Annotated in this window: 23 protein-coding genes and 1 tRNA gene; 10 read left to right on the top strand and 14 right to left on the bottom strand. The window is 57.7% G+C overall.

Going from position 1 to position 19,290, the window contains the following annotated elements:
• Positions 1-3: 3 nt before the first annotated feature.
• From JAO77_RS20280 to JAO77_RS20295, 4 genes are all read left to right on the top strand, one after another.
• Positions 4-645, top strand: a complete 642-nt coding sequence (locus JAO77_RS20280) for a hypothetical protein (RefSeq protein ID WP_198992268.1) — start codon at positions 4-6, stop codon at positions 643-645.
• A 3-nt stretch (positions 646-648) separates the two neighbouring features.
• The gene (locus tag JAO77_RS20285; protein ID WP_198992269.1) at positions 649-1,059 is read left to right on the top strand and encodes an N-acetylmuramoyl-L-alanine amidase; all 411 of its coding nucleotides are present in this window, start codon (positions 649-651) and stop codon (positions 1,057-1,059) included.
• Between the two features lie 15 nt (positions 1,060-1,074).
• Positions 1,075-1,236 carry a hypothetical protein gene (locus JAO77_RS20290; protein ID WP_198992270.1) on the top strand — a complete coding sequence of 54 codons (162 nt, stop codon included), beginning with the start codon at positions 1,075-1,077 and terminating at the stop codon, positions 1,234-1,236.
• Between the two features lie 229 nt (positions 1,237-1,465).
• A complete protein-coding gene (locus JAO77_RS20295; RefSeq protein ID WP_198992271.1) occupies positions 1,466-1,861 on the top strand; it encodes a hypothetical protein in 396 nt (131 codons plus the stop codon).
• A gap of 420 nt (positions 1,862-2,281) precedes the next feature.
• Here the strand turns inward: JAO77_RS20295 and JAO77_RS20300 are convergent, their stop codons facing one another.
• From JAO77_RS20300 to JAO77_RS20350, 11 genes are all read right to left on the bottom strand, one after another.
• Positions 2,282-2,590, bottom strand: coding sequence for a hypothetical protein (locus JAO77_RS20300; protein ID WP_213019447.1), 309 nt, complete (start codon positions 2,588-2,590; stop codon positions 2,282-2,284).
• 190 nt (positions 2,591-2,780) lie between these two features.
• A complete protein-coding gene (locus JAO77_RS20305; RefSeq protein ID WP_198992273.1) occupies positions 2,781-3,017 on the bottom strand; it encodes a hypothetical protein in 237 nt (78 codons plus the stop codon).
• Positions 3,018-3,060: 43 nt separating this feature from the next.
• Positions 3,061-3,561, bottom strand: a complete 501-nt coding sequence (locus tag JAO77_RS20310; RefSeq protein WP_198992274.1) for a hypothetical protein — start codon at positions 3,559-3,561, stop codon at positions 3,061-3,063.
• Between the two features lie 34 nt (positions 3,562-3,595).
• The gene (locus tag JAO77_RS20315) at positions 3,596-4,285 is read right to left on the bottom strand and encodes a hypothetical protein (protein ID WP_198992275.1); all 690 of its coding nucleotides are present in this window, start codon (positions 4,283-4,285) and stop codon (positions 3,596-3,598) included.
• A 259-nt stretch (positions 4,286-4,544) separates the two neighbouring features.
• A tRNA-Asn gene (locus JAO77_RS20320) sits at positions 4,545-4,618 on the bottom strand.
• 91 nt (positions 4,619-4,709) lie between these two features.
• Positions 4,710-5,141, bottom strand: coding sequence for a Rieske (2Fe-2S) protein (locus JAO77_RS20325; protein WP_235998533.1), 432 nt, complete (start codon positions 5,139-5,141; stop codon positions 4,710-4,712).
• Positions 5,142-5,229: 88 nt separating this feature from the next.
• Entirely contained in the window at positions 5,230-6,207 is a 978-nt protein-coding gene (gene ftsY / locus JAO77_RS20330; RefSeq protein WP_198992276.1) for a signal recognition particle-docking protein FtsY, read from the bottom strand.
• 191 nt (positions 6,208-6,398) lie between these two features.
• On the bottom strand, positions 6,399-6,554 hold the full coding sequence (locus tag JAO77_RS20335) for a DUF4295 domain-containing protein (protein ID WP_144847817.1): 156 nt from the start codon (positions 6,552-6,554) through the stop codon (positions 6,399-6,401).
• 8 nt (positions 6,555-6,562) lie between these two features.
• Positions 6,563-6,745 (bottom strand): 50S ribosomal protein L33, encoded by a 183-nt coding sequence (gene rpmG / locus JAO77_RS20340; protein WP_133659579.1) that lies wholly within the window; start codon positions 6,743-6,745, stop codon positions 6,563-6,565.
• A gap of 213 nt (positions 6,746-6,958) precedes the next feature.
• Complete coding sequence (gene rpmB, locus JAO77_RS20345; protein WP_144847815.1) at positions 6,959-7,198, bottom strand: 50S ribosomal protein L28; 240 nt, start codon at positions 7,196-7,198, stop codon at positions 6,959-6,961.
• A gap of 196 nt (positions 7,199-7,394) precedes the next feature.
• On the bottom strand, positions 7,395-7,568 hold the full coding sequence (locus tag JAO77_RS20350) for a C1orf53 family protein (RefSeq protein WP_198992277.1): 174 nt from the start codon (positions 7,566-7,568) through the stop codon (positions 7,395-7,397).
• 122 nt (positions 7,569-7,690) lie between these two features.
• On the opposite strand from JAO77_RS20350, the gene rocD reads away from it, so the two are divergent.
• The 5 genes from rocD (at position 7,691) to JAO77_RS20375 (ending at position 11,784) form a co-directional block, all read left to right on the top strand.
• Positions 7,691-8,944 carry an ornithine--oxo-acid transaminase gene (rocD, locus tag JAO77_RS20355; RefSeq protein ID WP_198992278.1) on the top strand — a complete coding sequence of 418 codons (1,254 nt, stop codon included), beginning with the start codon at positions 7,691-7,693 and terminating at the stop codon, positions 8,942-8,944.
• A gap of 12 nt (positions 8,945-8,956) precedes the next feature.
• Entirely contained in the window at positions 8,957-9,502 is a 546-nt protein-coding gene (locus JAO77_RS20360) for a hypothetical protein (RefSeq protein ID WP_198992279.1), read from the top strand.
• Positions 9,503-9,600: 98 nt separating this feature from the next.
• Positions 9,601-10,593, top strand: a complete 993-nt coding sequence (gene hemB / locus JAO77_RS20365; protein ID WP_198992280.1) for a porphobilinogen synthase — start codon at positions 9,601-9,603, stop codon at positions 10,591-10,593.
• Between the two features lie 2 nt (positions 10,594-10,595).
• Positions 10,596-11,117 (top strand): GNAT family N-acetyltransferase, encoded by a 522-nt coding sequence (locus JAO77_RS20370; RefSeq protein ID WP_198992281.1) that lies wholly within the window; start codon positions 10,596-10,598, stop codon positions 11,115-11,117.
• A gap of 37 nt (positions 11,118-11,154) precedes the next feature.
• Positions 11,155-11,784 carry an SMI1/KNR4 family protein gene (locus tag JAO77_RS20375; RefSeq protein ID WP_198992282.1) on the top strand — a complete coding sequence of 210 codons (630 nt, stop codon included), beginning with the start codon at positions 11,155-11,157 and terminating at the stop codon, positions 11,782-11,784.
• Here JAO77_RS20375 and JAO77_RS20380 read toward each other — a convergent pair.
• From JAO77_RS20380 to JAO77_RS20390, 3 genes are all read right to left on the bottom strand, one after another.
• The gene (locus JAO77_RS20380; RefSeq protein WP_198992283.1) at positions 11,781-13,193 is read right to left on the bottom strand and encodes an APC family permease; all 1,413 of its coding nucleotides are present in this window, start codon (positions 13,191-13,193) and stop codon (positions 11,781-11,783) included. The two genes, JAO77_RS20375 and JAO77_RS20380, sit on opposite strands and share 4 nt — an antisense overlap.
• Positions 13,194-13,281: 88 nt before the next feature.
• A complete protein-coding gene (locus JAO77_RS20385) occupies positions 13,282-15,318 on the bottom strand; it encodes a vWA domain-containing protein (RefSeq protein ID WP_198992284.1) in 2,037 nt (678 codons plus the stop codon).
• Positions 15,319-15,399: 81 nt separating this feature from the next.
• Entirely contained in the window at positions 15,400-15,753 is a 354-nt protein-coding gene (locus JAO77_RS20390) for a DoxX family protein (protein ID WP_198992285.1), read from the bottom strand.
• Between the two features lie 247 nt (positions 15,754-16,000).
• Between JAO77_RS20390 and JAO77_RS20395 the strand changes: the two genes are divergently transcribed.
• On the top strand, positions 16,001-19,285 hold the full coding sequence (locus tag JAO77_RS20395) for an Ig-like domain-containing protein (RefSeq protein ID WP_198992286.1): 3,285 nt from the start codon (positions 16,001-16,003) through the stop codon (positions 19,283-19,285).
• Positions 19,286-19,290 lie beyond the last annotated feature (5 nt).

The following is a 19,290-nucleotide window of genomic DNA, read 5'->3' on the forward strand; positions in this document are numbered from 1 at the left end:
AACATGCCTACTAAAATCGCCCGCCATGCGGGCACCGCCGCCGTCCTGGGCTTTCTGCTCATCCTTGTGGTGCTGGTCACTGCCTTCAGCTGCAGCACGCAGCGCCAGCTCACGCCCGCCCACCCTCACAGCGAGGGCGCGGCCTACACCCCGGCCATGCTCACCGAGCGCCACGACTCGGTAGTAGTGCAGCCCGCGCCTTCGGTGCTCGACAAGCTGCTGGGCCGCACGCCCGCGCCATTTGTAGTGGCTACCGTGCCAGCGCGCATCGGTAAGAAGTCAACTATTAATGTGTACAACGCGCCAGCTACCGTCACTACCCTAGGTAAAAACGCCACGGCAGCCGTGGGCGCGGGTGCCAGCACCATCCAAACGGGCAAGAAGTCGGGCGACATTATTAAGGCCGACAGTGGCGCCATCGTGAGCAAAGTAGCGGGGCCTGGCAATAATCAGGTTACTCGCGGCAACAACAACGCCCCGCAGCTCAGCGCTCCTGTACAAGAAGCCAGTGACTGGCGTGCCGAACTGGCCAAGCCCGCGGGTGAGGTAGCCGCCTCGGCCGTGGGGCTGCTGCTGGTGGCAGGTTTGGTCTGGGCCGTCATCGCTTACAAACGCCGCAAGGCACTATCCCCTAACCAAGCCTAAGCGATGCGCCCGATTCAATGGCTTGTGGTGCACTGCACCGCTACCCCGCAGAACACGACGGTAGCCAGCATCCTCAACTACTGGCGCACCCAGCTAGGCTGGAAGAACCCCGGCTATCACATCGTCATCGAGCCCAACGGCAAGAGCCACCGTCTGCTCGACGATTCTATCCCGAGCAACGGCGTGGCAGGATACAACAGCCACGCGCTACACGTGAGCTACATCGGGGGCATCGATGCGCAGGGCCATGGCCTCGACACGCGCACGCCCCAGCAAAAGGCTGAGCTGCTGCGCATCCTGCAGCGCTGGAAGAAAGCCTACCCCAATGCCCGCATTCAGGGCCACCGGGACTTTCCCAATGTTCACAAGGAATGCCCCAGCTTCAACGCGAAGGCTGAATACGCTACCCTTTAATTTCTTTTTTCTGCCATGACAAAGTACCTCATCACCGCCGCCGCCTGGGCCGCGCTGAGCTATCCCATCTACCAATTCATTGCGCCCTGGGCCGTCATCGTGTACGGCGTGGTGTCGCTCATCTGCCTGCTGGTATGGGCCGGCACCCGCAAGGGCTCGACGGTTAAGCGGTCTTAGGGCCAGCAAACAAAAACCCCAGCTCTTTCGGGCTGGGGCCAAACCGTCTTCTCTATTGGGGTTTTCGTGCCTACCGGGCCGGATAGGGCGGCCTAGCTGTACGGCTGCGAATTGGAGGTATCCGGCTCCTATCAATGCCGGCCTTTTTACCACTGCACAGAGCTGGCAAACCAGATAGCTGAGCGGCCTAGAGTGTTGTAAATATAGTACATAAACATTTGTTAGGCAAATGATTAAATACATTTATTGGCCGGCCGCCGTGCTGCTCATGGCCCTAGGGCAAGGCCTGCTGCTGCCAGCCATCAAGCGCACGCCGCCCGGCCCTGAAGCCAAGCGCCAGTCCTTCGCCCTGCACTACGTGCTTACTGCTGCCTATTTCCTGCCGCTGGTGCTGGCGCCTGGTACCTGGCTAGAAGCCGTGCTCAGTCGGCTGCTGCTGTTCGACCCTGTGATAAACCTGGCTAGCGGGGGCAAGGTGTTTGCCGTGGGCGCCACGGCCGCTACCGACCGGGCCCTGCGCTGGCTGGCCGCCCGGCTGAGCTGGCCACCTGAGCGGCTGCGGCTGGTGGTGTGGGTGGTGAGCCTAGCTATTAGCTGTTGGCTATTAGTTATAAGCTATAAGTAATAAGCCCTAGGTGTGCAGCCTATTTGCACACCTAGTACGATTCTATACTGGCGGGATGAAGGGACTCGCCGCGTGACCTATTGCTCGTGACTTATTAATTATAACAAAAGCCCCGGCCTGCCATTGCCGGGGCTTTTTATTGACTTTAAAATAGGTCTGGCTCTGCATCGTTCCACATTTGCTGAAACTTCTCAAAGCCAGGAGGCATATCAACCATGAGCGTCTTGCAAATATGATACATCATAGTGCGGTCGATAAGCGCATGGTTGGCTGGTACAGAAGAGCAAATACCATTTTCGTTGTTGCGAACTGAGTATACTGCCCCAGGGAAATTTACTGTCACCTCACAGTAACAGTAACCCAACCAGCTCACAAAGCGTCTTACATCAAGGTCTAGTGGACCATACTCATCTGATTCCATTAAGCAAGCTCTAGCTCTTGGACCTTATGAGTAAAATGGATTTTGCCTTCTGATTGCACAGTCGAGGGCACTTGATTTTGCTTTTTCAGCAACTCCAGAGCTTCTGCTCTTTTAGAGGGCAGCATAATGGCAGTGTTGCGCACTAAGTCATCATAGACTTCTTCGCGTGAACTGCCCTGCGCAAAAATGCCCGAAATCTCATTTATGCGCCCAATGAATACGCCGGGCTTTGCAGCCTCCTTAATCGAGGAGGTAAGCGTGAGGGTGGGGAGTGACATAGCTGCGTGGGTTTGTTCCGTTGCAAACATAACGCGGCGTTACACTTTTTAGTTATATAAACTCTTGGCATAACGACAGGAAGTTATATAATCTTGGCATTATACCGCATTCCTTCGAAACGTTATGTGCTACCTTAGCTAGTGTCAATAAGACGTAACATTGGGCTGTAAGCACTCAGGCACCAAGCAAAAAGCCCCGACCTGACCGGCCGGGGCTTTTTTATTTTGTAAACCACTTCCCCCACTGCTCAGGCGTCACATTCGTCGTGCGCCCATTGGCCAGCTGGATAACCACGCGCCGCACGGGCACGGGGTCAGCGCCTTCCTCCTTCGACGGCACGAGTACGTCTTGCTCGGCTCCTTCATAGCGAGTGCCTAGGACCAAGCCAGCATAACCGTCAAAGCCACCGGGGCCGCTGGTGGAGCCGATGTAGGTGCGGGATTCGGTAGTGTTCATGGTGCAAAGAAAAACCCCGCTGGTGGGCGGGGCTTATATAATACTACTCACCAGCATCTGCTTCGAGCTCTGTCAGGTAATCTAGTATTGACCTTTGGATTGGTTTCATTTGCAAGGTCTGCTCTGGTGGCAGGCACAGTGAAATGAACTTGAATCTAGGTGCAGGAAAGGCATTTTGAATTCTGCTGTATATCTCTTTACTACTCTTCTCATCTGATGTGAGGTAATGAGTAATATCTAGCTTTAAGTCTGCTTGAGCAAACAGTTTAGTATCGTTTTTAACAAGGGGCCTATATCCTTCAACTGGAGGTGTATTGCGATGCTTAAGAGCTAATGCCGTGAATTCACCCGCCCGTTGTGCATGGCTTGCAGTGAAGGGTATTAGCTGGAGGTTGTTCATGGGCAATTCATCCATGCTGCCTTTAACACACCATTCCGCTAAGGCAATTGTGGATAAATACATGGACCAATCGCTATCCATAAAGCACTTCATATACTTATGAGCATGCTCATTCCATTCCTTGCCACTATCCAGCAAGTGCATGAAGAAACTAGTGTCCAATAAAACGGCTCCGGCCTTACTCAGCATGGTCACGTAATTGATTTAGCCATGCCTCTGGGTCTTCCAAATCGCCTAGCCAGTTCTGCGTTGCTTTTTTACCTAGTTCTTCAATGTAGCTTCGGTCATAAAATGACCTATTGTATGGCTTTATCTCCTTTAGCTTTAAACTAGAGTAATCTATTTCCCCTGTTACTGCATCCTCTTTTCCGATAGCTATTACGCGACATAACTTGTAAACTAGATTTGCTTCAATAGAGGTAATTAACTCCTTTGTTGTAGGAATGGTAATTGTTCCTTTATCCGATGTCAACAAGTGTATGTTGGAACGATTGGCGCCGCCCCAATCAACTAATTGTCCATAGAAGTACAATTCAGTTTCAAACCACTGATTAGAAACAGGAGCTACATAGTTCGTTTTATCAGTAAGTAGCAATGGTCTATTCTCATCAGCGATGCCAATAGAGTAAATTCTTTTTTTCTTCTTAGCAAGTTGTTGCATCGAAGAAATTGCTTTTGCTCTTACTGGGTCTATGCTATTCAAAGAGCCAGTGCGTTGAACGTCATCTAGCTGCTGACCCGCAATACTCACAACCGTGACCAACGTCGTTATCACGTGCTTTACAGAACCCTCTTGCAACTCATAAGAAGCAAGAGGACGTTGCTTTTTATCAGAGCCAAAGACAAGATCGACTGCAAGGGCAAGCATTTCCTGTACCTCTCGGATGTCATAGTTCCGAGGGTTTATAGGCTCATCTCCGGCCCTGCCTTTGATGGTAATAGATATGCTTGCTGTCTCTGCCACCTATATGCGACTCTACTGTATTAGATGAGTCTGTAATACTACGGTTAAAGCTGATTAGCCCACACGTTTTGAGGCTATCAAAAGGAATTGAGGCACACCGACAGGCACACCATAAAAAAGCCCGTTGCAAATACTTGATTCACAACGGGCTTCTTAAAGAAAGCGCTCCCTCCTGGGCTCGAACCAGGGACCCTCTGATTAACAGTCAGATGCTCTAACCGGCTGAGCTAAGGAAGCTTTTTGTATCCGAAACCGGCGCTTTCGGGCTGCAAAGATAGGAAAGGCTATTTTGAATTTGCAAGCAAATTGACAAAAAATATTCTTCAAATTAATTCGAAATGGTCAACAAGCTGCCACTCAAGCTAGTAGTATACTGCCGCAAGGGACGCCGCGCCGGCCCGCCCGTCACATTGCCGCGAAAGTCGAACTGCGAGGTGCAGCAGCTATCGCGAAAAAACAGCCGTGAGCGGTCGAGGCTCACCGTAGAGCAAGCATCGTAAGGCTGGTAAGGGCAGTTGCGGTCAAATGCGAGGTAAGTGCCAGCATTTAGTCGCACCACCAGCAGGCCCTTCACGCCGCCGCCATTGATGCCAGTGGCGGGCAGCGCTACCACGCCGTTGTCGAAGCGCAGTGCTTGGTACTGTTGATTAGTAATATTAATCTGGGTACTAAACGAAATTGACGGAATCGTTTGAGTGGTCGTCGCCGAATTACAGGCAGCTAGCAGCACCGCCAGGGGCACCAGAGTAAAACCGCGCATAGGAAGGGGTGAATGGACTCAGCCTAAACGCGGATGAGCCCTTATTTATTCCGCTGGCGCTCCGCAAGCTTGCCTGCGGGGCCCTAGGTTACTTTTTAAACAGCGAATTGACGAACGTGTGTCGGTCAAATAGCTGCAAGTCCGTCATCTTCTCACCCACCCCGATGTAGCGCACCGGAATGCTAAACTGGTCGCTAATGCCGATAACTACGCCGCCCTTAGCCGTGCCGTCGAGCTTGGTAATAGCCAGGGCCGATACCTCGGTAGCGCGGGTAAATTCCTTGGCCTGCAAGAAGGCGTTTTGGCCGGTGCTGCCGTCTAGCACCAACAGCACTTCGTGCGGCGCTTCGGGAATAACCTTTTGCATCACGCGCTTGATTTTGCTGAGCTCGTTCATCAGGTTCACCTTGTTGTGTAGGCGGCCTGCCGTGTCAATAATTACCACGTCGGCGCCCATATCCACACCTTTCTGCACGGCATCATAGGCCACGGAAGCCGGGTCGGTATTCATGCCGTGGCTGATGACGGGCACGCCCACCCGCTGGCCCCACACAATGAGTTGGTCCACCGCAGCGGCTCGGAAGGTATCAGCGGCACCTAGGACTACTTTTTTGCCTGCCGCGTGGAAGCGGTGCGCCAGCTTGCCGATGGTCGTGGTTTTACCTACGCCGTTTACGCCCACCACCATAATCACGAAGGGGTGGCCGGGGCTGTCGGGCCGGTCGAGGATGGCGCGCGAGCCGGTGCTATCGCCGTGCGCGTCGAGCAGGCTCACAATCTCCTCGCGCAAGATGCGGTCGAGTTCACCAGTGCTCACGTACTTGTCGCGAGCCACGCGCTTTTCGATGCGGTCAATGACCTTCACCGTTGTGTCGATGCCCACATCGGCGTGCACGAGCAGGGTTTCGAGGTCGTCGAGCACGGCCTCGTCCACCGTGCTTTTGCCCACTACGGCTTTACTGAGCTGGTCAAAGAAGCTGGTTTTGGTTTTCTGCAAGCCTTCGTCGAGGGCTTGCTGCTGCTCCTTATTTTCCTTGTCTTTCTTAAAAAAATCGAAGAGGCCCATATAGCGGCAGGGTCATGCTGAGCGCAGCGAAGCATCTTATCACGCCTGCGCCAGTGAACTGGATAATTTCTGACGAAAGCCGCCGTGATAAGGTGCTTCCTTCGTCAGCATGACAAAAAGGAGGATACGGATAACACGAAAAAAGTCCCACGAAGGTGGGACTTTTTCACGTCATTAAACAGTGGCGCAGCTTATTTGCCAGCCAGCGTGTCTTGCACTTTGTCTACGGGTACCATTTCCTCCTTGAAGGTATAGGCACCAGTCTTCTCCGACTTCACGGCGCGAATCACTTTCGCCCAGTCTTTGCCGCCGGCGGTTTTCAGCGTTGCTACTACTTTCTTAGCCATGACGCGAGTTATTTAATTTCTTTGTGAACAGTCATTTTACGCAGAATCGGGTTGAATTTCTTCAGCTCGATGCGCTCGGGGGTGTTCTTGCGATTCTTGGTAGTGATGTAGCGCGAGGTGCCCGGCATGCCCGAGTTTTTGTGCTCGGTGCACTCCATGATAACCTGCACCCGGTTTCCTTTCTTGGCCATCGTGACGGGGGGTTTACTTTTTTAATTTTTAGGACTGCAAAGGTACGGCTTTTTCGGGAAACTGCAAAACCCTGTTGGCCTGGCTCCTGCGCGCTACCGGCAGCGGGCTAGGTAGCCCCTTGCGTGTAGCAGCAGCGCCGAAGCCAAGTAGTACCTAAGGCAACTTGGCTCCGGCGCTGAGAGTGGCCCGAGAAAACAGCGATTGGCTGCTGACTAGTAGGTGATAAAGCCCTGCTCCTTAGCCTTCTTCAAGGTGGCCATGATGCCATTCTTGTTGATGGTGCGGATGGTAGAAGCGGCTACGCGCAGCGTTACCCAAGCATCTTGCTCGGGGATATAGAAGCGCTTTTTCTGCAGGTTGGGGTAGAACTTGCGCTTGGTCTTGTTGTTGGCGTGCGACACATTGTTACCCACGCGGGTACGCTTGCCGGTCAAATCACAAACTCGGGCCATGATATCGAAGGGTTAATTGATGCTATTCCGAAACGGGCCGCAAATATCGGCATTTTTTAGCCAACTAGCAAATAGTAAATGAGTAAGTGCGCAAATGAGTAGTCGCTGCTCTCTTAACGTAGGTAGGCATTTGGCCTTTTATTATCTGAAAACGAAGGTTGGCTGCCCAAATTCTCCTCTGCTCCGGCATATTTCTCTACGGCTTGGCCTTGCGCCAAGGGCAGTGGCGGCAGCCATTGCCACAGCAAAAACCGCGGCGGCGGTGGTACTGCTCGGTGAAAACGAGGTAGCCCTCGGGCGTGTAATAGAAATCGCCGGGCTGGAGCGGCTGGGCAGCAAAGGCGGCAAGGCGCGGGTCGGCAGGAGGCATAGCAACACGAAAGTACCAGCCAACGGCTACGCACCTCAAGCTTGGGCGCTGAAGCTTTACGGCGCCACGGACCGTATAGCCTGGTAGTTTTGTTGAGTATTCCTACCCTATTTCTACTCTGTATGTCGAGCCCCGCCGCCCCTGCCCACTTCACTACCCACGCCGAGCACCTGATGGCGCTCGAAGACCAGTACGGCGCCCACAACTACCACCCGCTGCCGGTGGTGCTGGCGCGCGGCAAAGGCGTGCATCTGTGGGATGTGGAAGGCAAACGCTACGTTGATTTTTTATCGGCTTATTCGGCAGTCAATCAAGGGCATTGCCACCCACGCATTATCAAGGCACTCACCGAGCAGGCCCAGCGGCTCACGCTCACTTCGCGGGCTTTTTTCAATGACCGGCTCGGGCCGGCCGAGCAGCAGCTCTGTGAGCTGTTTGGCTACCAAAAGGCCTTGCTGATGAACTCGGGCGCCGAAGCTGTAGAAACGGCTCTCAAGCTAGCTCGCAAGTGGGGCTACCAAGAAAAAGGTATTGCGCCCAACCAGGCGCGCATCGTAGTGGCCGAGCATAACTTTCACGGGCGCACCACTGGCATCATTTCCTTTAGCACCGACGGCGATAGCACAGGCGGCTTTGGGCCTTTTGTGCCGGGTTACCAAGTAGTTCCCTACGACGACCTAGAAGCCCTAGCCGAAGCTCTGCAAGACCCACACGTGTGCGGCTTCCTGGTCGAGCCCATTCAGGGCGAGGCGGGCGTGGTGGTACCGCATGAGGGCTACTTAAAGGGTGCCGCCGAGCTGTGCCAGCAGCACCGCGTACTACTCATCACTGACGAGATTCAGACTGGCCTAGGGCGCACCGGCAAGCTGCTAGCCACCGACCACGAGGGCGTGCGCGGCGACATCCTCATTCTGGGCAAGGCCCTGAGCGGTGGCGTACTGCCCGTATCGGCGGTGCTAGCCGATGATATCGTGATGCTTACCATTCAGCCGGGGCAGCATGGCTCCACGTTTGGCGGCAACCCGCTGGCGTGCGCGGTGCTCCAAGCCGCGCTTACGGTATTGCAAGAAGAAAAGCTTGCCGAAAATGCGCAACGCTTGGGCGAGGTTTTTCGGGCACAAATGCGAGAACTGCAAGCCCAGCGACCCGAGGTAATAGACGAGGTGCGTGGCAAAGGCTTACTTAATGCCTTGGTTATTAATCCTTCGCCCGATGGCCGCACGGCCTGGGACGTGTGCGTGACGCTAATGGAGCGCGGCCTGCTAGCCAAGCCCACCCACGGCGACATCATCCGGTTTGCGCCGCCACTAGTCATCACCGAGGCCGAACTGCGCGACGCCTGCGCCGTAATTGCCGACGTTATCCTGGCTTTCTGAGTATAAGGCGTTATGAGAAAACCTTTATGGCTGGCTCCGGCCATCCTGCTGGCGGGCTGCCGCAGCGAGCAACTCGTGTTTCAATCGCAGTCGGCCACGTCGGTGCCAGTAGTTGCCACTACCCCTAGGGTGCTGACCGACACCACGCTTACGGCAACCGTAGCCACCGCGCGGCCCCTAGAGCCCACCGCGCCCATTGCCCCGGCTCCTGCCCGCCAACCTTTGGCTGCAGCTACACGGCCTATTGCGCCGCAACTGCGGCATAAGGCGTCACCGCAACTACTCGCCTTACCAAAGGCATTCATCACCAAGCCAATAGCCAGAAAACTAGCGCCTCACCTACGCCAGCATTCTACCGAGGGTGCCGCCGAAAGTGGCTTGGGTGGCATTGGGCTGTTCGTGATTGGGGTAGTACTGGCGCTACTGGCCGGCCTAGGGGCACTGGTAAACGTGATTTTTAGCGTTGGCTTCTTTACGGGGGTGGGCTACGCGGCCGCGGGGCTGGTAGTGCTGTTTCTGCTTTACTCGCTGTTTAAGGGCGGCAAAAAGAAGAAGTAGTGCAGCGGCCTAGGCAGTAATATGGGCCGAATCTGTAACGATACCGGGTTTTGCTTGTTGGTAGGGGTGTACAAGTTTAGTTTTTGATTCTTTTAGCAATGCCTATTCTCCCCACGCATCGCCCCCGTCGCAACCGTAAGTCGCAGGTTATCCGTGACATGGTGCAGGAAACCCGCCTCACTACTCACGATTTTATTTACCCGGTTTTTCTGATTGAGGGCCAAAACCAAAAGTTGGAAGTGAAGTCGATGCCAGGCGTATACCGCTACTCGGCCGACCGCATTATCGACGAAATTGGTGCTGCCGTTGACCTAGGAATTAATTCGTTTGCGCCTTTCCCAGCCATCAATGATGACCTGAAGGACCGGCTGGCCCGCGAATCGACTAACCTTAACGGGCTTTACCTCAAAGCAGTAGCCGATATCAAGCGGCAGTTTCCGGACGTGGCCATCATGACCGACGTGGCCATGGACCCTTATAGCAGCGACGGACACGACGGCGTGGTGGACGTGGACTCGGGCGAGATTCTCAACGACGCTTCGCTTGAAGTACTCGGCCAAATGGCGCTGGCCCAGGCTCGCGCCGGTGCTGATATCATCGGGCCATCCGACATGATGGACGGCCGCGTGGCCTGGATACGCGAGGTACTGGACAGCAATGGTTTTAGCAACGTCAGCATCATGAGCTACACCGCTAAGTATGCGTCGGCGTTCTATGGTCCGTTCCGCGATGCGCTGGACTCGGCGCCCAAAAAAGGCGACAAAAAGAGCTACCAGATGAACCCCGCCAACCGCCTCGAAGCCCTGCGCGAACTGGCGCTGGACGAAGCTGAAGGCGCTGACATGGTAATGATTAAGCCAGCCCTGAGCTACCTAGATATCATTCGGGAGGTGAAAAACCACACCAACTTGCCCGTGACGGCTTACAATGTGAGCGGCGAGTACGCGCTAGTGCGCGCCGCCGCCCTCAACGGCTGGGTCGATGGCGAGCGCACCATGATGGAAGTGCTCATGAGCATCAAACGCGCCGGTGCTGACGCTATCCTAACGTATTTCGCTAAAGATGCGGCCGAGGTGTTGCGCCGCGGGTAAGTATGGCAGCTGACGTAACTATTCGCCGCGCCACGATGGCTGACCTGTCAGCCATCGTGGCGCTGGTGCGCGAAGTGGTGCCGCTGATGAACGCTGCCGGCAACTACCAGTGGACGAGCGAGTATCCTAACGAAGCCGTTTTTCGGCAAGACATCGAGCGCCAGCACTTGTGGGTGGCCACCCTAGGCGGCCAGTTGGCGGGCATAGCGGCCCTTACCCAAGACCAAGATGCCGAGTACGCCGATGCCAACTGGGATGCCGCCGAGCCCGCATTAGTGACGCACCGACTGGCTGTATCACCCACGGCGCAGGGCCACGGCGTGGCCCAAGCCTTGCTAGCGCAGGCTGAGCACGAAGCCCGCGCCCTAGGGCTGCGCACGCTACGGGTAGATACCAACTCGGAAAACGCTGCCACGCAACGGCTGTTTCCGAAGCTGGGCTACCGGTTTGCGGGCGAGATAAAGCTGGCGTTCCGGCCGGGACTGCGATTCTTCTGCTATGAGAAGCAGCTCTCTGCTGTATGACGTTCCTGAAAGTAGTTAACTGGTCTAGATTTGGTTTATGAATCTAGACCAGCTAGACTATGTGCTACGCCACTTAAAGGCAGATGGTGTGAGCTTTGACGCGGGGCTGACGACAGACGAAGTGCAACAATTAGAGCAAACTTTTGGCTTCCGTTTTCCTGCCGACCTACGGGCGCTTTTGCAAGCGGCATTGCCCGTGAGTGATGGGTTTGTACCCTGGCGCTGGGGGCTGCGCAATTCGGATATTGCTCATAAAATAACCGAGCGCCTGCAGTGGCCGGTAGACGGGATTGTGTTTGATGTAACACAAAACTCTTTCTGGCTGCCGCAGTGGGGCACCCGGCCAGCCGATAAGTGGCAGCAGGAAGCCGTGGCGCGGCAGCAGCTGGCTAGCTGCCCACAACTTATTCCTATCTACAGTCACCGTTACCTACCCGCACTGCCGTGTGAGTCAGGCAACCCGGTATTCTCGGTTTATGGCACCGACATTGTTTATTACGGGTACGACCTGTTTTCCTATTTGGTGCACGAATTCAACTTACACTACCCTTTAATTGGTCAGGCACCAACCAAGCCAAAGCACATAGCATTTTGGAGTGACTTCGACGAGCCAACGGACATCAGGTCTTGGGGATATTGGGATGAGATGGAGGAGGAAACCACCTAGTTCGTCTTAGCCCCTGTAAACGGCCACTTGGCTTGGCGGCGGCTCCAGAGCAAAAAGGCGACCGTACCCAGCGCCATCATGCCAATGGCCGCCACCTGAAAATACAACTTGAAATGCAGCCCGCCCCAGGTTACCTCTACCGGCGCGATGCTCCAGAACACGGCCAGCCACACGGCTATGGCCACGATAACCGGCAGCGGAAAGAGGGGCATTTTGAAAGGCAGACTGGCGGTGCCGCGCCGGCGACGCAGCAGCACCAGCCCCACCGCTTGGCCCACAAACTGCACCAGAATGCGCATGGCCAGAATAGCCGAAATAACCTCGCCTAGGCGGAACAACAGGCTGAACACGAAGCCCACGCCGCCCAGCAGCAGCAGCGACACGTAAGGGAACTGCTTGGTAGGGTGCAGTTTGCCAAATACGGGGAGAAACTCGCCATCGGCCGCCGCGGCGTAGGGAATGCGCGAGTAGCCCAGCAGTACTGCAAACAGCGAGGCAAATGCCACCAGCAGCACCAGCCCCGTGGCCGCCGTAGCGGCAGCCGGCCCGTAGAGCCGCTCCACAAACACGCTCACAATAAACTGTGACTTGTCGCCGGCGCCAGCTTGCCAGGCCTGCACCTCCTGCCACGGAATAACGGTGCCCACGCTCCAGTTGAGTAGCAGGTACAGCGCCGCAATACCTAGGATACTCAAGAAGATGCTGCGCGGAATAACCCGCTGCGGGTTCACGATTTCGGCCCCTAGATGGCATACATTGTAGTAGCCTAGGTAGGAATAAATGGCCTTCACGGCCGATTGGCCCATGGCCGCTGATAGCAACAGGCCCGGCAGCGCCCCAATGCCGCCCGCCGGAAACAGGGCCACCGGGTGGTGCGGGTGCGTGACGCCGCCCACTATCAGCCAGCCCATAAGGCCTAGCACGCCCACCCACAGCGCTACGCCGAGCTTGCCGATGTCCTCGATGCGGCGGTAGAGCAACACAATGAGCAGCAGTACCACCGCGCCGGCCACCACCTTGGGCTGCCACCACTCGGTGAGCGGCACCAGGTAGCCGAAGTACTGCGCGAAGCCAATGGCCCCCGAGGCCAGCACCAGCGGCGACTGAATGAGCGTTTGCCACACGTAGAGAAACGACATGTAGCGCCCCCAGCTTTGCTCGCCGTAGGCCAGCTTTAGGAAGCGGTACGAGCCGCCCGCCTCGGGGTAGGCCGCGCCCAGCTCGCTCCAGATAAGGCCATCGATGGCGGCCAGCGCCGCCCCTACCAGCCAGGCCAGCAAAAAGTTGGGCCCCATGAAACCCATCACGAGCGGCAGGGTTACGAAGGGGCCAATGCCCACCATGTCAATCATGTTGAGGGCGGTGGCTTGCACCAGCCCTAGGCGGCGCTGTAGAGAAGGTTGCGACATAGGCGGCGAATGTAGGGCGACTTTGTAGTCCGCGTCCGGTAGCGTGCTGCTAGACGGACGCAGACCACAAAGTCCGCGCAACAAACCCCTAGCGCACGCCCACGGTTTTGACGGGCGTTAGGCCTTCGGCCAACTTTAGCAAGCGCAGCAGCTCGGCGCGGTAGCCCTCGGTATCGGAGCCGCGGCCAGCCTGGGCGAGCTGCGCGGCGGTGGTGTAGGTGGCCGTGCCGCGCTGCTCGCTCTGGCGCAGCAACAGGCCAAACTCGGCTACGGCAGCGGCAAACTGCTGGTCGGCCGACGCCTGCGCGATGGGCACTGCCGCACCGGCCAGGGGCTGAGCCAGCAGCTTGCTCGCCCTGCCCTGCGGCTCTTTGTAGCGCAGCTTCACGGTCAGGACTTCGCCAGCCGCACTACCGGGCAGGTGCTGCGCATTGGCTTGGTATTTCAGCTTGTCGACCAGTGGCTCGCTGGCATTAGTTGGCACCAGCTCGTAGAGAGCCGTGACGGTGTGGCCCGCACCCAGCTCGGCGGCATCTTTGCGGTCGTTGTTGAAGTCTTCGTTGGCCAGCAGGCGGTTTTCGTACCCTAGGAGGCGGTAATTGGCCACGCGGGCAGGGTTAAACTCGACTTGCAGCTTCACGTCTTTGGCCACCGTGAAGAGCGTGCCGCCAAACTGTGCTACCAGCGTGCGGCGGGCCTCATCGAGATTGTCGAGGTAGGCGTAGTTGCCGTTGCCTTTATCAGCCAGCAGCTCCATGCGGCTGTCGCGCAGGTTGCCGCGGCCCACGCCCAGCACGGTCAGAAACACGCCCGTTTCGCGCTGCTGTACTATCAGCTGCTCCATAGCCTCATCCGAGCTTTCGCCCACGTTGAAGTCGCCATCGGTAGCCAGAATTACGCGGTTGTTGCCGGCTTTCAGAAAGTTTTGCTGCGCCACCGAGTAGGCTAGGCGCAGGCCCGCGCCGCCCGCCGTGGAGCCACCCGCCACGAGCCGGTCGATGGCTTCCAGTATCGTGCTTTGCTGGGCGCCGGCTGTGGGTGGTAGCACTAGACCGGCCGCCCCGGCGTAGGCTACCAGCGCCACGTGGTCTTGGGGGCGCAGCTGCTTCACGAGCAGCCGCAGGCCGGCCTGCACCAGACCTAGGCGGTCGCCACCCATCATCGAGCCCGACACATCGACCAGAAACACGAGGTTGGCGGGCGGCAGACTGGCGGTTTCTATCCGCTTAGCCTGAACACCGATGCGGGCCAGTTGGTGGCCGGGCGCCCAGGGGCACTCGCTCAGCTCGGCGCTGATGCGCACGGGGTCGGGGCTGGCAGCGGGCGGCGCGGGCAGCTGGTACTGAAAGTAATTGAGCATTTCTTCTACCCGCACGGCATCGCGCGGTGGCAGCTGGCCTTCGTTGAGAAAGCGCCGCACGTTGGTATAGCTGGCATTATCGACATCGAGCGAAAAGGTGCTCAGCGGCTCCTTGCTTACCGGCCGAAAGGTATTTTCCTCCACCTTGGCGTAGGTATCGCCGGCGCCCGCCTCGGGCCGGGCGGGGTACCCTAGAGTAGGCGACGCTACGTAGCCGGCACCTGAGAGGCCAGGAGCGGCCAAAATCTGAGGCGTCGCGTTTTTGACCCGGCGCCCGGCGCGGTCTCCTTGAGTAATAGCCACGCCCGCCACCCGGCCTTGCAAGGGGGCAGCGCTCACGGCGCTGACGCTACCCATGACCTGGGTGCGCTGCTGCACGCTGTAGCCAGTTATTACTACTTCGTTAAGAGACTTCTCATTAGGCGCAAGCACCACGTTCATGACCGTGCCCCGGGCCGGTAGGGCGAGCTCACGCGTGACGTAGCCCACAAAGCTGAATACTAGCACGCCGCCCTTGGCGGGCATGCCCGTTAGCGTATAACGGCCGGCCACATCGGTAGCAGCACCTAGGCTGGTGCCCTTGAGCAGCACGGTCACGCCGGGCAGTGGCTGCCCATAGGCATCGCGCACCTGCCCACTAATGGTGCGGGTGCGGGCAGCGGGTGCGCCTAGGTGGTGCGAGGCAGGCGTGGCCTGGGCAAACGCCGCCGGGCCAGCGGCTAGCAGCCCGAGTAGCACGGGCAGGGTGAGCAATGGTTTTTGCATAGCAAAAGCGGGAAAGAAGTGAAAGCCTTACCCTGCTGATGCCAGCATCCCGACAATTGCACAAGCCTTATTATTCGCTGCTTAGCGACGCGCACGCCACACCCACCACATGAGCAGCGGCTGCAGCGGCAGGCGGGCCCACAGCGCCCAAGCAGGCAAGTGTAGCTGCTCGTGCAGTTGGAGCATGTGCACATTGGCCGGAAACACGGCTACTAGCAGCGCCAGCAGGCCCCACGCCGCCCAGCGCCGGGTAGCGGGCCACAGCAGCCCTAGGCCACCCGCCACTTCGGCCACCCCGCTCAGCAGCACCAGCAGCCGGGGCGCGGGCAGCGCCGGCGGCATGATGCGCAAGTAGGGTGCGGGGTACAGAAAGTGTAGTAGTCCCGCGCCCACAAACAGTAGGACAAGTAGATAGCGCCCCCAGAACCTCCGCATCACAGTATGTAAATATTAATAGACGCTCACGAAGTACGGCCAAAGCTAGTGAGTCGGCAGAGAATAGTATAGGCCAAAAAAATGCAATCATCATAATCCAGTCAAAAATGCCTATTCACTGCTAAAAACATTCCACTCAAAGGAATTTAGCGCCATTTCAGATAAAATATAGTCCAGCTTTAAAACAGAAAAAATAATATTTGCGGCAAGTTTATTTTTTATATTAATCGAAGTTGTCAGCTCAAGTATGAGGTTAAAGAATACATTATTTGCCGTAGGTGGCTGGTTACTAGCAGCACACGCTAGCCAAGCAGCTACTTTCACTGTTACCAATACCAGCGACTCGGGCACCGGCTCCTTACGACAGGCAATTTTGAATGCTAATGCCGCCGGGGCAGGGCCGCACACCATTGCGTTTAACATCCCCAGCACCTCGCTGGTGGGGCCGTTTGGGAGCAAGCGGGCCCTCATTACGCTGGCCTCACCGCTGCCTGCTATTACGGTAGCCGGCGTAACTATCGATGGCACCACGCAGACGAGCAGCGCCGGCGACACTAATACTGGCACCCTAGGTACCACTACCACGGTGGGGGTAGATGGCCTGAGTGTATCGGCTCTGCCCCGCCCCGAGGTAGAGCTAAGCCTGACAGCTAACGCTACCAACACAGCCGTGCTTACTATTCAGGCCACGGGCGCTACGGTGAAGGGCTTAGCCATTCATGGGGCCGGCGATATTGGCACAACGGGCACGGGCAGTGGCCTGGGCGGCGGTACCGACCGTAGCGTGGGGGCAGGCATTCGCCTCGATACGAACGCCAATGGCTTTCTCATCACGCAATGCCTCATTGGTAGCACGGCCCTCTCGTATAGCTACCCTAGCGATGGCACGCAGTGTGCGCTTTACGGCATCAGCGTGGGTGGTGGGGCTGGCAGCGGCACTATTAGCAATTCGCTGATTGGCTTCACCGGCAACTCGGGTATATTCGTTATTAATAACTCGGCAACGGCCGCCGTTACTATCTCGGGCTGCCAGTTCAACCAGAACGGCTACAACGTGGCCGGGGGCGACGCCATTACCCTAGGGGGCTCGGCGGGCCTGCCAGTGGGCCCCGTAACGGTGCGCGGCAACCTTATCACGTCGCCCAACTCGAGCGGCGTGCAGCTGGAAGTGGGCTCTACCAATGCCACAACTATCGATAATAATTCACTGCTTTCGTGCGGCCTAGGTGGCAACAGCACCAGCAGCTCGCTAGAAGGCTCGGCCATCTGCTACCTGCACCGCAACAACACCCTGACGGGCAACGGCGGCGATATCATTTCCAAGAACATCATTCAGGATTCGGAGGCCTCGGGCATCGTGGTGGGCTTTTACCAGCGGGGTGTGCAGATTACGCAAAACCAGATTTATAACAACGGCTCGCTCAGCATCGACCTGATTGATAACAGCGGCGCCTATCCAGGCACTGCCACTGCTACCGCCGACATGTATGGCAACGGCGACGGCGTGACGCCCAACCGTAACAATGCCACCACGGCCACCGGCAGCTACGCGGCGGTGACGGCCAACTCACCCAACTCGGGCATCGACTATCCCATCTTCACTACGGCCACGCTCAGCGGCAATACCCTCACGGTAGCAGGCTACGTGGGCACGGCGGCGGGCCAAACCACGTTTGCCAATGCCACAGTTGAGATTTTTGAAGCAGCCAACGACGGCAACAACAACGGCCCCGTGGTAGCCAGCACTGCCGCAAGCGTGCCCCACGGCGAGCTAGGACGCTACCTAGGCACCCTCACAGCAAACGCCTCGGGCAACTTCAGCGGCACGCTCACCGTGACTAACCTGACCGGGGGCAACCAACTGGCCGCAACGGCCTGGCTGAGCGGCAAAGGCACGTCGGAGGCTTCTAACCTGCTAACGGTGACGGCTACGCAGCCGCCCCTGGCCACGGACCTGACCACGGCGGTATTTCAGAACACAGCGGCGCGCACCGACCTAGGCGTATCGCTCACGGCCACCACGCCCACTTCGGGCGCCACTATCACTTCGTTCACTATCACCGCGCTGCCCGATGCCGCCACCGGTACGCTTTACTACAACAGCGGCACCGCAGCCAGCCCGGTTATCAAGCCGGTGGCGGTGGGCCTGAGCATTCCGTACGCCAACCGCGCCAACCTGTCGTTTGACCCCGCGGCGGGCTATTCGGGCAATGCGATTGTGGGCTACACGGCCACCGACTCGAACAGCAAAACCAGCGATGGCAACGCCACCGTTACCATCCCGGTGAACGCCCCGCCCACAGCCAACAACATTGCGAACGGCACTATCCCTAATACCAACGGGCAAACGGCCATTAACCCGCTGCGCGGCACTGACTCGGATGGCACTGTCACGTCGTTCACTATCGCCTCGCTGCCCGCGTCGGCATCGGGCATCCTCTACTTCAACAACGGCACCAGCAATGTGGCGGTGAAAGCTGGCGATATTATTCTGTATGCTAATGCTGGCAAGCTACTTTTTGCCCCGGCTAGCGGCTACAATGGCCAGGCGGTATTCAACTACTCGGCCACCGACAACGACGGGGGCGTGAGTGCGGCGGCCACCTACACCATTCCGGTGGGCACGGGTACGGTAAGCGGCAACCAGGCCCCTTCGGCCACCAACGTTACTAATACTACCATGCCCGCTGATGCCGGCACTACCTCGCTGTCGGCGCTGGCCGGCACCGACCCCAACGGCGACGCTACTATTGCAGGCTTTACTATCAAGAGCCTGCCTAGCACCGGCACGCTGTACTTCAACGGGGCCGTAGCCACCGTGGGCACCGTAGTGCTCGCCAACGAAGCCAACCTACTGAGCTACAAGCCCAGCACCCAGGGCACATATAACTTCACATACACTGCCACCGACAACCAGGATGCCACGAGTGCCTCGGCGGCTACCTTCACCATTCCGGTAGCTGCGCCGCTGCCTGTGGTGCTGGTAAGCTTTGAAGCCCGGCGCACTGGCACGGCTGCGCTGCTGGCCTGGGCCACTGCCTCCGAAAAAAACAGCGATTACTTCGCCATCGAGCGTAGTCTCGACGGGGTTACGTTTGCCGAGCTAGGGCGCGTAGCCAGCCACGGCACCACTCAGTTAAGCCAGTCCTATCAGTTCGCCGACGCTGAGCTAACTCGCTACGGTGCCGCCGTGGTGTACTACCGCCTGCGGCAGGTAGACCTAGGGGGCGCAGCAACCTACTCGGCCGTGCGCACGGTAGCGCTGCCCGTGGCGGGCCTCACGCTGCAGGCCTACCCCGTGCCCACGCACGGCGCCAGCGTGCAGCTGGCCGTTTCGACCCCGCTGGCCGGGGCAGCTACCATCAGCGTTGCCACCGTGCTGGGCCAGCAACTACTGACGCGCCAGGTAATGCTAGACGCCGGCACCAACAGCCTTGCGTTGCCCGAGGCAGCCTATTGGCCCCGCGGCATCTATACGCTGCGCCTCACCCAAAATAGCACGCACCACACCGTTAAGCTGGTTTGCGAGTAACCTAG

It is taken from the genome of Hymenobacter sp. BT559, from assembly GCF_016427535.1.
In the GTDB taxonomy this organism is placed as follows: domain Bacteria; phylum Bacteroidota; class Bacteroidia; order Cytophagales; family Hymenobacteraceae; genus Hymenobacter.

Excerpts from the sequence above, each read along its gene's own strand:
- JAO77_RS20280 (WP_198992268.1), top strand. The coding sequence starts at position 4 with ATGCCTACTAAAATCGCCCGCCATGCGGGCACCGCCGCCGTCCTGGGC.
- JAO77_RS20285 (WP_198992269.1), top strand. The coding sequence starts at position 649 with ATGCGCCCGATTCAATGGCTTGTGGTGCACTGCACCGCTACCCCGCAG.
- JAO77_RS20290 (WP_198992270.1), top strand. The coding sequence starts at position 1,075 with ATGACAAAGTACCTCATCACCGCCGCCGCCTGGGCCGCGCTGAGCTAT.
- JAO77_RS20295 (WP_198992271.1), top strand. The coding sequence starts at position 1,466 with ATGATTAAATACATTTATTGGCCGGCCGCCGTGCTGCTCATGGCCCTA.
- JAO77_RS20300 (WP_213019447.1), bottom strand. The coding sequence starts at position 2,590 with ATGTTTGCAACGGAACAAACCCACGCAGCTATGTCACTCCCCACCCTC.
- JAO77_RS20305 (WP_198992273.1), bottom strand. The coding sequence starts at position 3,017 with ATGAACACTACCGAATCCCGCACCTACATCGGCTCCACCAGCGGCCCC.
- JAO77_RS20310 (WP_198992274.1), bottom strand. The coding sequence starts at position 3,561 with ATGCACTTGCTGGATAGTGGCAAGGAATGGAATGAGCATGCTCATAAG.
- JAO77_RS20315 (WP_198992275.1), bottom strand. The coding sequence starts at position 4,285 with ATGCTTGCCCTTGCAGTCGATCTTGTCTTTGGCTCTGATAAAAAGCAA.
- JAO77_RS20325 (WP_235998533.1), bottom strand. The coding sequence starts at position 5,141 with ATGCGCGGTTTTACTCTGGTGCCCCTGGCGGTGCTGCTAGCTGCCTGT.
- ftsY (WP_198992276.1), bottom strand. The coding sequence starts at position 6,207 with ATGGGCCTCTTCGATTTTTTTAAGAAAGACAAGGAAAATAAGGAGCAG.
- JAO77_RS20335 (WP_144847817.1), bottom strand. The coding sequence starts at position 6,554 with ATGGCTAAGAAAGTAGTAGCAACGCTGAAAACCGCCGGCGGCAAAGAC.
- rpmG (WP_133659579.1), bottom strand. The coding sequence starts at position 6,745 with ATGGCCAAGAAAGGAAACCGGGTGCAGGTTATCATGGAGTGCACCGAG.
- rpmB (WP_144847815.1), bottom strand. The coding sequence starts at position 7,198 with ATGGCCCGAGTTTGTGATTTGACCGGCAAGCGTACCCGCGTGGGTAAC.
- JAO77_RS20350 (WP_198992277.1), bottom strand. The coding sequence starts at position 7,568 with ATGCCTCCTGCCGACCCGCGCCTTGCCGCCTTTGCTGCCCAGCCGCTC.
- rocD (WP_198992278.1), top strand. The coding sequence starts at position 7,691 with ATGTCGAGCCCCGCCGCCCCTGCCCACTTCACTACCCACGCCGAGCAC.
- JAO77_RS20360 (WP_198992279.1), top strand. The coding sequence starts at position 8,957 with ATGAGAAAACCTTTATGGCTGGCTCCGGCCATCCTGCTGGCGGGCTGC.
- hemB (WP_198992280.1), top strand. The coding sequence starts at position 9,601 with ATGCCTATTCTCCCCACGCATCGCCCCCGTCGCAACCGTAAGTCGCAG.
- JAO77_RS20370 (WP_198992281.1), top strand. The coding sequence starts at position 10,596 with ATGGCAGCTGACGTAACTATTCGCCGCGCCACGATGGCTGACCTGTCA.
- JAO77_RS20375 (WP_198992282.1), top strand. The coding sequence starts at position 11,155 with ATGAATCTAGACCAGCTAGACTATGTGCTACGCCACTTAAAGGCAGAT.
- JAO77_RS20380 (WP_198992283.1), bottom strand. The coding sequence starts at position 13,193 with ATGTCGCAACCTTCTCTACAGCGCCGCCTAGGGCTGGTGCAAGCCACC.
- JAO77_RS20385 (WP_198992284.1), bottom strand. The coding sequence starts at position 15,318 with ATGCAAAAACCATTGCTCACCCTGCCCGTGCTACTCGGGCTGCTAGCC.
- JAO77_RS20390 (WP_198992285.1), bottom strand. The coding sequence starts at position 15,753 with ATGCGGAGGTTCTGGGGGCGCTATCTACTTGTCCTACTGTTTGTGGGC.
- JAO77_RS20395 (WP_198992286.1), top strand. The coding sequence starts at position 16,001 with ATGAGGTTAAAGAATACATTATTTGCCGTAGGTGGCTGGTTACTAGCA.